Origin of the sequence: Streptomyces sp. R28 (assembly GCF_041052385.1) — a bacterium.
Lineage (GTDB): Bacteria > Actinomycetota > Actinomycetes > Streptomycetales > Streptomycetaceae > Streptomyces.
The window spans coordinates 10,296,375-10,309,525 of record NZ_CP163439.1 but is presented as its reverse complement, the minus strand read 5'-3'; the positions used below and the strand labels follow the sequence as shown (position 1 = coordinate 10,309,525).

The window sequence follows — 13,151 nt, the reverse complement described above, 5'->3', positions numbered from 1 at the left end:
GCGAACCCTACTCAAGCGGGAAGGACAGGCCTCGTTCGGCGTCGGGGCGCGGGCCGTGGATCCGGCGTTCCTGCTCCTCGATGGGTACGTCGTTGATGCTCGCCTCGCGCCGGGTCATCAGCCCGTGCTCGTCGAACTCCCACAGCTCGTTGCCGTACGACCGCCACCACCGGCCGTCGGCGTCCCGGCACTCGTACTGGAAGCGGACCGCGATGCGGTTGCCGTCGAAGGCCCACAGGTCCTTGCGCAGCGCGTACTCGTGCTCCCGGGCCCACTTCGAGGTGAGGAACTCGACGATCCCTGCGCGGCCGGTGACGAAGGTGTCGCGGTTGCGCCACACCGAGTCCGCGGAGTAGGCGAGCGCCACCTTGTGCGGGTCGCGGGTGTTCCAGGCGTCCTCGGCGGGCTGCACCTTCTGTGCGGCGCTCTCGCGGGTGAACGGCGGCAGGGGCGGGCGGTCGGTCATGGCGTCCTCCGGGACGGAACGGCGGTGCGAGCAAACGGAGAACGATCGTTCTCCACGTGACTGCTACCGTAGGAGAACGCACGTTCTCGCGTCAAGGAGTGGTCGTACATGGACAGCGCAACCGCCCGGGAGCAGGCACTGGACGCCGCGGAGGAGCTGTTCTACGGGCGCGGCATACAGTCCGTCGGCATGGACGACATCCGGGGCGCGTCCGGGGTCTCGCTGAAGCGGCTCTATCAGCTCTTCCCGGCGAAGGAGCAGCTGGTGGAGGCGTATCTGGAGCGGCGCGACGTGCGCTGGCGCGGGCAGCTCGCCACCTACGTCGAGCGACAGGCCGACCCCGGGCTGCGGCTCCTCGCCGTCTTCGACTGGCTGGAGGAGTGGTTCGGCGCGGCGGACTTCCGCGGGTGCGCGTGGATCAACTCGTACGGCGAGCTGGGCGCCCGCTCCGAGCGGGTGGCGGACCAGGTCCGGGCGCACAAGCGGGCGTTTCGCGACTACCTCGCCTCGCTGGTGGCGGGGGCGGGGCTGCCCGACGCGCTGACCGGGCCGCTGTTTCTGCTGGCCGAGGGCGCCATGGTCACGGCGGGCATCACCGGCAGTACGCGGCCGGCGGCCGAGGCCCGGGAGGCGGCGCGGTCACTGCTGGCGGCGCACTGAGGTCAGGCGGTGGCCAGCTCGGCGGCGAGGAGGTGGAGGTGGTCCGGCGCCACGCCGAGTCGGCCGAAGTAGGCCCGGAGGTACGGCGTCTGGAAGTCGCAGTGCTCCAGCGGGGCACCCGGGCCGTATCCGCCGCCGCGGGCCATGACCACGATGACGCGGGTTGTGCGCAGCAGGCTCTCGCCGCTGTCGGGGTCCGCGAACGCGCCGGGGAAGGTCACCCGGTCGATCCAGGCCTTCAGGGACCCGGGCACGGAGAAGTTGTACATCGGGACGCCGAGCAACACCGTGTACGCGGACCTCAGTTCGGTGAGCAGGGGCAGGGTGAGCCGCCACTCCCTTTGTCGCAGGAGTGACGGAACACGACGGCGAAAGGTGACCGATGGACGGCGCGGACGAACTGGCAAGGCGGTTATAGGCCCAGCGGGGACAACTGCGCGCGGTCGCGTATCGGATGGTGGGTCCGCTCGACGAGGCCGAGGACGCCGGCCAGGAGACCTGGCTGCGGCTCAGCCGCGCGGGTGACGACGGCATCGTCCATCTGGCGGGCCGGCTGACGACGGACGTCTCCCCTGCATCTGCCTGGACATTCTGCGGTCCCGCGCCGCACGGCGCGAGGAGCTGTACGGGGACGAGGCGCCGGAGTCGGGTGGCGGGGCCGTTCCCGAGGACGAGGCCGTGCTCGTCACGCCGAAGCCGGTCGACTCGGTGGGACTCGCCCTGCTCGTCGTCCTGGACCGGCTGGGTCCGGCCGAGCGGGTCGCCTTCGTGCTGCACGACCTGTTCGGGGTGCCCTTCGACCAGGTGGGCCGCGTCGTGGACAGGTCCCTGCACCGGCAGGTCGTCGAGGCGTTCCTCGCCGCCGCGCGGGGCGGTGACCTGGGGGCACTGCTCGGACTGCCGGCCCCGCGGCCCTGCCGCCGGGCGTGGCGGCGGAGCTGCGGGGTGCCCGGGCGGTCGCGGAGGGCACGGTGCTCCTGCGCGACCGGGCGCGCTTGGCGGTGCCGGCGCTCGTGGGCGGCGACGTGGGCCTGGTCGTCGCCCCGCGCGGACGGCTGCTGTACATCGTCACGGCCACCGTGCGGGGCGGGCGGATCAGCTCCTACGAGGTGATCGCCGACCCCGCCCGGCTGTGCGGGCTCGACCGTGCCGTGCTAGATGCGCCGGCGTCAACTCCCCGTTTCCGACACGGTGATGGCGCTGACCGGGCAGGCCCGGGCGGCCTCCCGCACCATCGGGTCTCCGCCGCCGTCCTCCCGGCCGGGCAGCAGGGCGCTGAAGCCGTCGTCGTCCTGGGTGAAGACGGACGGGGCGGCGAGGGCGCACTGTCCGGCGCCGACGCAGAGGTCGTGGTCGATGTCGATGTACATGTGGCGCGTTTCGCGCGTTTCGTTCTGCATGACCGGAGCCTCTTACCAGGTCACGGGGAGTTCCAGCATCCCCTGGATCGTGTCGCCGGGTTTGAAGGGGATTTCCTCCGCGGGGACGGCCAGGCGCAGGTTCGGCAGCCGGTCGAAGAGGGTGCGCAGGGCGATCTCCATCTCGGCGCGGGCCAGGTTCTGGCCGAGGCACTGGTGGATGCCGAAGCCGAAAGCGACGTGATGGCGGGTGGGGCGGTGCCAGTCCAGGGTGTCGGGGTCGGGGTAGACGGCCTCGTCGCGATTGATGACCGAGGTCGAGAAGACCACGCCGTCGCCCGCCCGGATCGTCCCGTCGGCCGTCTCGATGTCCTCGACGGCGACGCGCAGCAGGGCGTCGGCGATCGACAGCATCCGCATGAGTTCCTCGACCACCTCGGGCAGCAGCGCCGGGGCGGCACGCAACTCGGCCAGGCGGTCGGGGTGCTGGAGGAGGGTGAAGGTGCCGAGGGAGATCATGTTGGCGGTCGTCTCGTGGCCGGCGACCAGCAGGATGGTCGCGAGGGCGATGAGCTCCTCGTGGTCCAGCTCGCCGTCGCGCAACTGCTGGTGGACGAGTTCGTCCAGGACGCCGTCGCCGGGCTCCGGCTGTTTCTGTTTCCGGTCGATCAACTCGGCGAAGTACGCCTCCAGCCGGTCGCGGGCGTCCATGGTGTCCTCGGCCCTGGGACCCCGCAGCAGGCGCCGGGACTGTTCCTCGAAGAAGTCGTGGTCGGCATAGGGGACGCCCAGCAGGGCGCTGATGACCATCGAGGGAACGGGCAGCGCGAAGGCGCTCACCAGCTCGGCGGGGGCTCCCTGGGCGATCATCGCGTCGAGCCGTTCGTCGACGATCCGCTGGATCTCCGGGCGCAGCTCGGCGGCCCGCCTGAGCGTGAAGCTGGGAACCATCATCCGCCGCTGGACCCGGTGTTCGGGGCCGTCGACGCCCAGCAGGGCGCTCCTGCGGTTGCGGACCGCCGCGAACCGGGCGTTGGGCGCCGGGAAGCCGGGCCGGGCGCGGTCGGAGGACAGCCGCGGGTCGGCCAGCAGGGTACGGGCGAGGCCATGTCCGGTGACCAGCCAGGCCAGGCTGCCGTCGTAGAGGGTGATCCGGGCCAGTGGGCGGGTTTCACGCAGGGGGTCGTAGGCGGTGGGTGGGTGGTACGGACAGGTGCGGTTCTGAGGGAAGGCGACGGTGTGCGATTCCGTCATGTCCGTCATCGAAAGACCTCGCAGACGAAGAGTGCGTCGTGCCGATCTTCATTAGATGCCCGGGGCACCTAATGGGACGACGCCAAGTTCGGCCAGATCAGGCGCACGGGCAATCTGGCCGGAGATCGTCGTACAGAGCCTCGGTCGCGGAGACGTCCGGCCGGTTCTCCGGCGAAATTCGCTTGTCGGAGGGCAGCCGCCACCCGCAGAATCCGGCCATGTCTACGACCACCGCCTTCCTGCCGCCGACCGTCACCGTTCGTCCGGTGCGGTTCCAGCAGCAGCCCGGCCGTCCGTGGAGGCCCACGCTTCCCACGTCGTGACCGCCGCGCTCGTCGCGGGGCTGATCGCGGGCTACGGCATCGCCGTCCCGGTCGGCGCGGTCGCGACCTACCTCGTCTCCCTCACCGCCCGTACGTCCCTGCGGACCGGGGTCTGCGCCGCGCTCGGCGTCGCCACCGCAGACGGGCTCTACGCCCTGGTGGCCACCCTCGGCGGTTCCGCCCTGGCCGCCGCGCTGCGTCCGGTACTGGTGCCGCTGCGCTGGGCCTCCGCCCTGGTCCTCACGGTCCTCGCGGTACGCGGCGCCGTCATCGCCGTACGCCACCGCCGCGACCACCGCCGCACCACCGTGGCCGCTCCACGCCCCCTCCCCCAAGCCCGGCGCGCGCCTACCTGGCACTGCTCGGCATCACCGTGCTCAACCCCACCACGGTCATCTACTTCACCGCTCTCGTCCTCGGCACCCGCGCGACGGATGCCGTACCGCCCCTGGAACAGGGCGTGTTCGTGCTGGCCGCGTTCGTCGCGTCGGCGAGCTGGCAGGTGCTGCTCGCCGGAGGCGGGGCGCTGCTGGGGCGGGTGCTGACGGGGCAGCGGGGGCGGCTGTTGACGGCGCTGGTGTCGAGCGGCGTGATCCTGGCGCTGGCGGTGCGGATGCTGGTGTAGTCGCGGCAGGATGAATCAGGCGCCTGCGCGTGTTGAAGAGGGACGTAAGACAGCACCAGGACACGACGATGGGACCGAGGCCATGCCTCTTGACGGCGAGTACGAGCCGAGCCCGACCAAGTGGGTACGCGACCAGGTGGAGTTGTACGAGAGCTCCGGCGGCACCCAGGGTACGACCCTCATGGACACCGGGATGCCGGTGATCCTGCTCACGACCCGGGGCGTCAAGAGCGGAAAGATCCGCAAGACGCCGCTGATGCGCGTCGAGCACGAGGGGCGTTACGCCGTGGTGGCCTCGCAAGGCGGTGCTCCCAGGCACCCGGTCTGGTACCACAACATCAAGGCCGATCCCCAGGTGGAGCTCCAGGACGGGCCGGTGAAGCAGGACATGCGGGCCCGCGAGATCACCGGCGCGGAGAAGGACGAGTGGTGGGAGCGGGCCGTCGTGGCGTATCCGCCGTACGCCGAATACCAGGAGAAGACGGACCGGGTGATCCCGGTCTTCGTGCTGGAGCCGTTCGACGGGGACTGACCGGGCCGGCCGGGCTTCGAGCCGGAACCTCGGCGGGCCTCGGCCGGAGGGCTCGGCGAGGCCCCGGCCGGGGGCTGATCGGCCGGGGGCTGATCGGCCGGGGGCTGATCGGCCTTCGGAAATTTTTTCTCACCCAGTACGCATGAACCCTTGTTCGCCGGGCACACGTGCGTCAGGCCCCGCCGCGCTCCCCCGTCGCGGCGGGGCTTCCTTGTGCCTCGCGTGCGGAGCGTTCGGTCACATCGAGGAAGATCTGGTCCGCTTCGGCGACGGTGTGGCCGATGGATCGCTTGATGCGGACGGCGACCTCCTCGACCTGTTCGCTGTCGAGGCCGGGCATCAGGTCGACCCGGGCCGCCACCAGGGCCGTTTCCAGGCCCGTCTGCATCGTGAACAGCGCCTCCACGCTGTCGATCTCGGGCTGTGCCTCCAGCAACGCGCGGATCCTGGCGTCGGCCTCGGGGTCGGCAGCCCGCCCGATCAACTGGTCGCGGGCGTCGCGTCCGAGCCGGTAGGCGACGTAGACGAGGAGCGCGCCGATCGCGAGTGAGGCGGACGCCTCCCACACGACCTGCCCGGTGATCATGTGCAGCGCCATGCCGGCGAGGGCGAGGGTCACGCCGAGCACCGCCGTGGCGTCCTCGGCGACGACCGTGCGCAACGCCGGATCGCGCAGCCCGTCCACCGCGCCGCCCTGCCGACGCACCTGGTACAGCGCCCGCACCAGCGACAGGCCCTCGGCCACGAAGGCGACGCCGAGCACGACCATGCCCGCCACATAGCCGCCGAACTCCTCCTCCTCGGCGCCGCTGCGCAGTGCCTCGATGCCCTGGAAGAAGGAGAAGCAGCCGCCCATCACGAAGATGCCGACGGCCGCGAGCAACGACCAGAAGAAGCGCTCCTTGCCGTAGCCGAAGGGGTGGCGGGCGTCGGCGGGGCGTCGGCTGCGGCGCAGCGCGGCCAGCAGGAAGACCTCGTTCATGCTGTCCGCCACGGAGTGCCCCGCCTCCGACAGCAGTGCGGGCGAGTGGGCGAGGAGTCCGCCGACGGCCTTGGCGACGGCGATGACGAGGTTGGCCGCGAGGGCCACCAGGACGGTGACGCGGGTCCTGCGGTCCGACTCGGGTGTCTTGGGCGTCCTGCTCATTTTCCACCGACTGCCCCGGGCGATGGGACTCACACCGTGCCGTCGGCGGATTTCGGGGGATCCGGTGAGATTGGGGAACCCGGCGTACGACACAGCCGTACGGCAGGAGGGAGCGCGGTCATGAGCAGCGGGGGCAACACCGCCTACGGGAGGAAGTCGTTCCAGCGGTCGAAGGCCCACTTCACGGACCGGATCACCACGGACGCCCGGGACGGCTGGCCGGTCGAGGCGGGCCGCTACCGTCTGGTGGTCAGCCGTGCCTGTCCGTGGGCGAGCCGGGCGGTGATCTCCCGGCGGCTGCTCGGCCTGGAGGACGCCCTGTCCCTGGCGATCGCCGACCCGATCCAGGACGACCGCAGCTGGCGCTTCACGCTGGACCCCGACGACCGCGACCCGGTGCTCGGCATCCGCTTCCTCGGCGAGGCCTTCGACAGGCGGGAGACCGACTACCCGGGCGGCGTCAGCGTGCCCGCGATCGTGGACGTGCCCAGCGGCAGGCTCGTCACCAACGACTACCAGCGGATCACGCTCGACCTCGCCACCGAGTGGACGGCCCTGCACCGCGAGGGAGCGCCCGACCTCTACCCCAAGGCCCGGCGGGACGAGATCGACGCCGTGATGGCGGACGTCTTCGAGGACGTCAACAACGGTGTGTACCGGGCGGGCTTCGCCACCGGCCAGGACGAGTACGAGGATGCGTACACGCGTCTCTTCCGGCGGCTGGAGCTGCTGGCCGAACGACTGGCCGGGCAGCGCTATCTGGTCGGCGACACGATCACCGAGGCGGACATCCGGCTGTTCACCACGCTGGTCCGCTTCGACGCCGTCTATCACGGCCACTTCAAGTGCAACCGCTGGAAGTTGACGGAAAATCAGGTCCTGTGGGCGTACGCCCGCGACCTCTACCAGACGCCCGGATTCGGTGACACGGTCGACTTCGACCACATCAAGCGGCACTACTACCAGGTGCACAGCGGCATCAACCCGACCGGCATCGTGCCCCTCGGACCGGATCTGCGGGGGTGGCTGACGCCGCACCACCGTCAGGAGCTGGGCGGCAGGCCGTTCGGCGACGGGACACCGCCCGGGCCGGTTCCCGAGGCCGAGCGGATCCCGGCGCGGGGGCGGCCCTGACCGACGAAGACAAAGGAGGCGCAGGCGCGCATGGCCGACAAGAACAAGAAGAACAGGCAGAAGAAGATGAAGCTGCCCCTCGCCTACAAGCCCTTGGGATTCGCGCTCGGCTGGGCGAGCGGTGCCCTGGCGGGGCTCGCCTTCCGCAAGACGTGGATGGCGATACGGCACGAGGAGGACGCCCCCGACGCGCTGGACCGGGACCGCGGCTGGGGCGAGATCCTGCTGGCGGCCGCGGTCCAGGGCGCCCTCTTCGCGGTGGCCCGCAGCCTGGCGGACCGCACGGGCGCCAAGGCGATCGAACGCTCGACGGGTGTGTGGCCGGTCAGTGAGAAGGGCGGGCGGGACTGAGAGCACTTACGGAAGGCCGGCCGGAACCTCCGCGATACCGGCCGGCCGGAACCGGACTTCCGCAAGACCGGCCGGAACCGAGGTGACTCAGCCCTGCTTGGGCGCCGTGGAGGCGACGCGGCGCAGGGTGAAGGAGTGGCCGGCCGGGTCGGCGTAGCCGCGTTCCTCGTACGGCCCCGCCGCGTCCTTCGCCTCCAGGGGACGGCCGCCGAGCCCGATGATCCTGCGTTCCGTCTCGTCCAGGTCCTCCACCACGAAGTCCAGGTGGGCCTGGAGGGAGTTCTCGGGTCGCGGCCAGCTCGGCGGCGTCGCGTTCATGTCGCGGCGGAACGCCAGCCGGGTGCCGTCGGCGCCCCTGATCTCCACGCGGTTGGCGGTCGCCTCCGTCTGCTCACCGTCCAGCAGTTCCCTGTAGAACATGGCGAGCTTCTCCGGCTCGGCGCAGTCGAGCACCACGAAGCCCGCTTTCACCAGTGGCATGAGTCCTCCGAAAGGTCCGGGGCGCTGGACGTCCCTGTCCCGCCGCCCTGTGGCTCACGGGTGTCCCGACGGGGTCGTTTCAGTCCGCGACCAGCCACTCTCCGTCCCGCATGAGCTCGCGCCCGGCGATCTCGTTGGCCTCGCGCCAGGCCTGCACGCGCTGTGGCCGGACGCGGAAGTACAGGTAGGGCGTGGAGAGTTGCCGCGGATCGAAGCCGGTCCTGGCCGCGAACCGGTCGGCCACCGCCTCGGGCAGTTGAGCAGGGGCGATCGTGTCGACCGTGCCCTCGATCATGACGACGTCCCGGGTCGGCCCGATACCGAGCCGCGCTCTTCCGGTCGTCCGCAGGTTCCGGCCCGTCGGGCTGTTGGACGGCGTGGCGAGCAGCAGGGTCGAGCCGTCCCAGAGGTAGGAGAGCGGGACCAGATACGGCACGCCCCCGTCGGCCTCGGCCGTGGCGACCCACACGTCCTCGTCGTGCTCCAGTCGGTTCAGGGTGTCCTGCTTGCGCTGCTTGGCGGGGCGTGCGGGCGGGCGGGTCATCGGTGGACGGCCTCCTGACGGGACGTGAGGGAACATGACGGAACAACTGTCGACGGACCTTCCCAGTGTGAACGTCAGCCTTCCGGCCGGCCCCGGATTTCCGTCAGCCGCACCTCGGCCGCGGTCAACAGCAGGTCCAGAGCCGCCGGATAGGAGCTGTGCCGCATGTCCGCCACGAGGTGGCGGGCGGTCGCGGCGATGTTCGGGTGGGTGTCGGCGGGCAGCCGAGCGTACGTCGCCCGCCATACGCCCGTCTCCGCCTCCCGGGCGGCCCTCGGCAGCGCCGCACCGGCCGCGTCGAGCGCCCCGAACGACAGGGCCTGGTCGACGTAGGCGTGGTAGATCCGCACCGCCTCCGCGTCGGGGAAACCGGCGCCTCGCAGGACGCCGAGGATGGTCTCGACGGCCTGGATCTCGTACGGCCGCCCGGTCACCCGGTACGCGCTGAGCACGGCCGCCCGTGGGTGCGCGAGGGCCCCCGCGTGCATACGCAGGCCGAGGTCCCGCAGGTCGGCGCGCCAGTCTCCGGTGGGTCGCCAGGTGCGCAGCGTGCGGCCGATGAGTTCGTCGGCGATGGCCAGCATCAGGTCGTCGGTGTGCCGGAAGTACCGGTACAGCGAGCTGGGGTCGGCGCCGAGGGCGCGGCCGAGGCGGCGTACCGAGAGGGCGTCGGCGCCGTGCTCCTCGATGAGCCTCAGGGCCGTCTCGACGATCAGTTCCGCGGACAGGACCACACCCTGCTTGGTGGGGCGGCGGCGCTGCCGGGTGGCGGGCGATACGACGCGGTCGGTCATGGGCGCCTCCGTGGGCCGGGAAACCGGGGTCGATGGGCGAGACCTTATGACAACACCGTTGACCTGTTAACCCCCCGGACAGTTTCATGTCCGCTCATCGGGGCCGTCCGGGCCCCCGGTGCGAGCGGAGACCGGCCATGCCCGACCAGCCCCACAGCGTCGCCCCAGCCTCGCAGCCCGCGCTGCGCAAGTCCCTCGGCGTCCTGGACGGCGTCGCCATCGCCGCGTCCAGCACGGCCGCGACCACCAGCATCGGCATCGGCCTGGGGGTCACCGCCGGGGTGGTCGGCCTCCACCTGCCGGCGATCATGCTGCTGGCGTTTCTGCCGATCCTCGGCATCGCCGGTGCCTTCTCCCGCCTGAACCGCGTCGAGCCGAACGCGGGCAACGGCTATGTGTGGGTGGGCCGTTCGCTCACTCCGTGGCTCGGCTTCATGGTCGGCTGGGTGAACATCGTCGCCGTGTTGGCGTTCCTCGCGTACACCACCGCGGTCACCGGCTCGGCCCTGCTCCAGCTCGCGGGGGACGCCGGGCTCCACCGGCTGGGCGGCCTCGCGCTGGACCCGGGTTCGACCGCGCAGACGACAGCGGTCGGCATCGTGGTCCTGGTGGCGGTCACGCTGACCGCCGTGACCGGCATCCGCACCGCCGCACGGCTGCAGGCCGGGCTGCTGGTCTTCGAGTACGTCGTCCTGCTCGGCTTCTGCGGATACGGCATCGTCACCGGCCCGCACGACTTCAGCCTGAGCTGGTTCGACCCGTTCGCCATCCCGTCGGCGACGGCACTCGCCCAGGGGATGCTGCTGTCGGTGTTCTGCTACTGGGGCTTCGAGTCGGCGTTCAGCGTCAACGAGGAGGTGCGCGACCCGCGCGACGCGTCCCGGGCCGGGATCACCACCCTGTTCACCATGCTGGCGCTGTTCCTGCTCGGCTCGATGGCCTTCCAACGCGTCCTGTCCGAGCAGGAGTTGGTCGGCCACGGCGCTGAGGGCCTGGCCTTCTTCGGCGACCGGCTGGCGGCCCAGCCATGGGCGGCGCTCCCCCTGGTCGCCCTGATGTTCTCGGCGGTCGCCTCACTGCAGGCCGGCGTGATCCCCACGGCCCGGGCCATGTTCGCGATGAGCCGGGACCGTACGCTCGGGCCGGTGTGGTCCAAGGTCAGCCCCCGGTACGGCACTCCGGCCGCCGGAACGCTGCTCATCGGCGCACTCGCGGCGGTGGTCGCGGCGCTCGCGCTGGTCATTCCCCGGCTCGCCGACATGATCATGGCGACGGTGAGTGCCGTGGGCATCGTGGTCGCCCTCTCGTACGCCCTCACCGCCCTCGCGGCCGCCGTGCGCTTCCGCTCGCTGCTGCGCGAGGACTGGCGACAGGGCATACGGGCGGTCGTCCTGCCCTCACTGAGCGCGGCAACCCTGCTCGGCCTCGGCGGATACCTCGGCTGGTCGTTCTACAACTCCGCCGATCACTTCGAAGTCAGCGCGGACAACGGGTGGTTCCTGCTGTTCACTCCCGTGGCGATGATCGCCTCCGGTTTCGTGGCCGCCGCGTGGGCCAAGTGGGTGCGCAGGTCGCCGTACTTCCGCACCGGCAAGGGCACCGACGCGGATGCGCCCCAGCTGCTCGCCACATCCCCCTGACCCGACCGGTCCGAGCGACTCGACCGCGTCGGTCATCTCCACCACCTACGGCCCCACTTCGACCACCTCGACCACCTCGACCACCTCGACCAGGAAACGGAACATGCACGCAGATCTCCTCTTCACCGGCGGCCCCGTCCTCACCCCCGAGGGACGCACCGCGACCGCCGTGGCCGTCACCGGCGGCCGCATCACGGCCGTAGGGCATCAGGAGGTGCACGATCTCGCCGGGCCGCGGACCGAGGTGGTGGATCTCGCCGGACGGCTGTTGCTGCCCGGATTCCAGGACGCGCATGTGCATCCGGTGCCGGCGGGGCTGGAGCTCAGCCAGTGCGACCTGACCGGAGCGAGGACGGCGGAGGAGACCCTCGCCGCGGTGCGTGCGTACGCCGACGCGCATCCCGAGCGGGAGTGGATCACCGGCGGCGGCTGGTCGATGGAGGCCTTCGAGGGCGGTACGCCGACGAAGGAGCTGCTGGACGCGGTGGTGCCGGACCGGCCGGTGTATCTGCCCAACCGCGACCATCACGGCGCCTGGGTCAACAGCCGTGCCCTCGCGCTCGCGGGCATCACGCGCGACACGCCCGACCCGGCCGACGGGCGCATCGACCGGGGCTCCTCGGGTGAACCGCGCGGGACGTTGCAGGAGGGGGCGATGCAGCTCGTCGGACGCCTCACCCCGCCCGCCACACCGGCCGACCGGCTGGCGGCCCTGCTGCACGCACAGCGGCATCTGCACGCGCTCGGCATCACGGCCTGGCAGGACGCGCTGGTCGGAGACTTCCTCGGCATGGACGACCCGTCGCAGGCCTATCTGGCAGCCGCGCGGGACGGCTCGCTCACCGCCCGCGTCGTCGGGGCGCTGTGGTGGGACCGCGAGCGCGGCGCCGAGCAGATTCCCGAACTGGTCGAGCGACGGGCCGCGTCGAGCCACGGCCGCTTCCGCGCGGGCAGCGTCAAGCTGATGCTGGACGGCGTCGCCGAGACCGGCACGGCGGCGCTGCTGGACCCCTACCTCGACAAGTGCGGCTGCGCCACCGTCAACCGGGGCACGAGCTTCATCGACGCCGGTCAACTGCCCAAGTACGTCATCGAGTTGGACGCGCTCGGCTTCCAGTGCCACTTCCACGCCCTGGGCGACCGGGCCGTACGCGACGCGCTGGACGCGATCGAGGCCGCGCGCGCCTCGAACGGGCCGAGCGACACGCGGCCCCACCTGGCACACCTCCAGGTCGTCCAGCCCGCCGACGTGGCGCGCTTCGCCCGGCTCGGGGCCACCGCGAACATCCAGCCGCTGTGGGCCGCCCACGAACCGCAGATGGACGAACTGACCATCCCCTTCCTGGGGCCCGAACGGGCCGCGTGGCAGTACCCGTTCGGCGCGCTGCTGCGCTCCGGCGCCCGGCTCGCGGCCGGCAGCGACTGGCCGGTGAGCAGCCCCGATCCGCTGCAGGGGATCCATGTCGCGGTCAACCGCGTCGCACCGGACGCCGGCGACACGCCGGTGTTCCTGCCCGGCGAACGCATCGGACTCGCCGAGGCGTTGACCGCTTACACGGCGGGCTCGGCGTATGTGAACCACCTCGACGACACGGGTGAGGTGCGGGCGGGGGCGCTCGCGGATCTCGTGGTCCTGGACCGTGATCCGTTCGACGGGCCGACGGAGGCGATCGCGGAGGCACGTGTATCTCTCACTTACGTGGGAGGCGCGCGAGTATACGCAGCTCAAGAGGCATGAGCAGTAACGCAGATCACCGTCCGGTTACGGTATAGATCATTTACGCTCGGGGCAGTTTCGTACCGCTTCTCGGTTCAACTTTCGTATCGCGAAGCCCAGTTCGAG

Annotated in this window: 13 protein-coding genes and 3 pseudogenes; 8 read left to right on the top strand and 8 right to left on the bottom strand. The window is 71.3% G+C overall.

The features are described from left to right. Window positions 1-7: 7 nt before the first annotated feature. The gene (locus AB5J49_RS45020) at window positions 8-466 is read right to left on the bottom strand and encodes a DUF1348 family protein (RefSeq protein ID WP_369174647.1); all 459 of its coding nucleotides are present in this window, start codon (window positions 464-466) and stop codon (window positions 8-10) included. A gap of 108 nt (window positions 467-574) precedes the next feature. Between AB5J49_RS45020 and AB5J49_RS45015 the strand changes: the two genes are divergently transcribed. Next, a complete protein-coding gene (locus AB5J49_RS45015) occupies window positions 575-1,126 on the top strand; it encodes a TetR/AcrR family transcriptional regulator (RefSeq protein ID WP_369174646.1) in 552 nt (183 codons plus the stop codon). Between the two features lie 14 nt (window positions 1,127-1,140). On the opposite strand, the pseudogene AB5J49_RS45010 reads toward AB5J49_RS45015, so the two are convergent. Beyond that, window positions 1,141-1,491 (bottom strand): annotated as a pseudogene (locus AB5J49_RS45010) (NAD(P)H-dependent oxidoreductase); the annotation flags it as partial. A gap of 68 nt (window positions 1,492-1,559) precedes the next feature. On the opposite strand from AB5J49_RS45010, the pseudogene AB5J49_RS45005 reads away from it, so the two are divergent. Continuing rightward, window positions 1,560-2,286: pseudogene (locus AB5J49_RS45005) on the top strand (RNA polymerase subunit sigma-70); the annotation flags it as partial. Window positions 2,287-2,295: 9 nt separating this feature from the next. Here AB5J49_RS45005 and AB5J49_RS45000 read toward each other — a convergent pair. After that, window positions 2,296-2,496, bottom strand: coding sequence for a ferredoxin (locus tag AB5J49_RS45000; protein ID WP_369175462.1), 201 nt, complete (start codon window positions 2,494-2,496; stop codon window positions 2,296-2,298). Between the two features lie 42 nt (window positions 2,497-2,538). After that, window positions 2,539-3,747 carry a cytochrome P450 gene (locus AB5J49_RS44995; protein WP_369174645.1) on the bottom strand — a complete coding sequence of 403 codons (1,209 nt, stop codon included), beginning with the start codon at window positions 3,745-3,747 and terminating at the stop codon, window positions 2,539-2,541. A gap of 310 nt (window positions 3,748-4,057) precedes the next feature. Here AB5J49_RS44995 and AB5J49_RS44990 point away from each other — a divergent pair. Both AB5J49_RS44990 and AB5J49_RS44985 read left to right on the top strand, forming a co-directional pair. Next, window positions 4,058-4,686: pseudogene (locus AB5J49_RS44990) on the top strand (LysE family transporter). Between the two features lie 82 nt (window positions 4,687-4,768). After that, window positions 4,769-5,218: a nitroreductase family deazaflavin-dependent oxidoreductase gene (locus tag AB5J49_RS44985; protein ID WP_369174644.1), complete on the top strand. Its 450-nt coding sequence runs from the start codon at window positions 4,769-4,771 to the stop codon at window positions 5,216-5,218. Between the two features lie 172 nt (window positions 5,219-5,390). On the opposite strand, the gene AB5J49_RS44980 is transcribed toward AB5J49_RS44985, so the two are convergent. Then, on the bottom strand, window positions 5,391-6,365 hold the full coding sequence (locus tag AB5J49_RS44980) for a cation diffusion facilitator family transporter (protein WP_369174643.1): 975 nt from the start codon (window positions 6,363-6,365) through the stop codon (window positions 5,391-5,393). A 120-nt stretch (window positions 6,366-6,485) separates the two neighbouring features. Here AB5J49_RS44980 and AB5J49_RS44975 point away from each other — a divergent pair, with 120 nt between their 5' ends. Next, the gene (locus AB5J49_RS44975) at window positions 6,486-7,499 is read left to right on the top strand and encodes a glutathione S-transferase family protein (RefSeq protein ID WP_369174642.1); all 1,014 of its coding nucleotides are present in this window, start codon (window positions 6,486-6,488) and stop codon (window positions 7,497-7,499) included. A 30-nt stretch (window positions 7,500-7,529) separates the two neighbouring features. Beyond that, window positions 7,530-7,850: a DUF4235 domain-containing protein gene (locus tag AB5J49_RS44970; protein ID WP_369174641.1), complete on the top strand. Its 321-nt coding sequence runs from the start codon at window positions 7,530-7,532 to the stop codon at window positions 7,848-7,850. A gap of 87 nt (window positions 7,851-7,937) precedes the next feature. Here the strand turns inward: AB5J49_RS44970 and AB5J49_RS44965 are convergent, their stop codons facing one another. The 3 genes from AB5J49_RS44965 to AB5J49_RS44955 form a co-directional block, all read right to left on the bottom strand. Beyond that, entirely contained in the window at window positions 7,938-8,330 is a 393-nt protein-coding gene (locus AB5J49_RS44965; protein WP_369174640.1) for a VOC family protein, read from the bottom strand. 79 nt (window positions 8,331-8,409) lie between these two features. Then, window positions 8,410-8,874 (bottom strand): pyridoxamine 5'-phosphate oxidase family protein, encoded by a 465-nt coding sequence (locus AB5J49_RS44960; protein WP_369174639.1) that lies wholly within the window; start codon window positions 8,872-8,874, stop codon window positions 8,410-8,412. Between the two features lie 74 nt (window positions 8,875-8,948). Beyond that, a complete protein-coding gene (locus AB5J49_RS44955) occupies window positions 8,949-9,668 on the bottom strand; it encodes a TetR/AcrR family transcriptional regulator (protein ID WP_369174638.1) in 720 nt (239 codons plus the stop codon). A gap of 137 nt (window positions 9,669-9,805) precedes the next feature. Here AB5J49_RS44955 and AB5J49_RS44950 point away from each other — a divergent pair, with 137 nt between their 5' ends. Together AB5J49_RS44950 and AB5J49_RS44945 are read left to right on the top strand one after the other, a co-directional pair. Continuing rightward, the gene (locus AB5J49_RS44950) at window positions 9,806-11,308 is read left to right on the top strand and encodes an APC family permease (RefSeq protein WP_369174637.1); all 1,503 of its coding nucleotides are present in this window, start codon (window positions 9,806-9,808) and stop codon (window positions 11,306-11,308) included. A 103-nt stretch (window positions 11,309-11,411) separates the two neighbouring features. Continuing rightward, window positions 11,412-13,046, top strand: coding sequence for an amidohydrolase (locus tag AB5J49_RS44945; protein ID WP_369174636.1), 1,635 nt, complete (start codon window positions 11,412-11,414; stop codon window positions 13,044-13,046). Window positions 13,047-13,151 lie beyond the last annotated feature (105 nt).

Excerpts from the sequence above, each read along its gene's own strand:
- AB5J49_RS44960 (WP_369174639.1), bottom strand. The coding sequence starts at position 8,874 with ATGACCCGCCCGCCCGCACGCCCCGCCAAGCAGCGCAAGCAGGACACC.
- AB5J49_RS45020 (WP_369174647.1), bottom strand. The coding sequence starts at position 466 with ATGACCGACCGCCCGCCCCTGCCGCCGTTCACCCGCGAGAGCGCCGCA.
- AB5J49_RS44980 (WP_369174643.1), bottom strand. The coding sequence starts at position 6,365 with ATGAGCAGGACGCCCAAGACACCCGAGTCGGACCGCAGGACCCGCGTC.
- AB5J49_RS44945 (WP_369174636.1), top strand. The coding sequence starts at position 11,412 with ATGCACGCAGATCTCCTCTTCACCGGCGGCCCCGTCCTCACCCCCGAG.
- AB5J49_RS44985 (WP_369174644.1), top strand. The coding sequence starts at position 4,769 with ATGCCTCTTGACGGCGAGTACGAGCCGAGCCCGACCAAGTGGGTACGC.
- AB5J49_RS44970 (WP_369174641.1), top strand. The coding sequence starts at position 7,530 with ATGGCCGACAAGAACAAGAAGAACAGGCAGAAGAAGATGAAGCTGCCC.
- AB5J49_RS44955 (WP_369174638.1), bottom strand. The coding sequence starts at position 9,668 with ATGACCGACCGCGTCGTATCGCCCGCCACCCGGCAGCGCCGCCGCCCC.
- AB5J49_RS44950 (WP_369174637.1), top strand. The coding sequence starts at position 9,806 with ATGCCCGACCAGCCCCACAGCGTCGCCCCAGCCTCGCAGCCCGCGCTG.
- AB5J49_RS44975 (WP_369174642.1), top strand. The coding sequence starts at position 6,486 with ATGAGCAGCGGGGGCAACACCGCCTACGGGAGGAAGTCGTTCCAGCGG.
- AB5J49_RS44965 (WP_369174640.1), bottom strand. The coding sequence starts at position 8,330 with ATGCCACTGGTGAAAGCGGGCTTCGTGGTGCTCGACTGCGCCGAGCCG.
- AB5J49_RS45015 (WP_369174646.1), top strand. The coding sequence starts at position 575 with ATGGACAGCGCAACCGCCCGGGAGCAGGCACTGGACGCCGCGGAGGAG.
- AB5J49_RS44995 (WP_369174645.1), bottom strand. The coding sequence starts at position 3,747 with ATGACGGACATGACGGAATCGCACACCGTCGCCTTCCCTCAGAACCGC.
- AB5J49_RS45000 (WP_369175462.1), bottom strand. The coding sequence starts at position 2,496 with ATGTACATCGACATCGACCACGACCTCTGCGTCGGCGCCGGACAGTGC.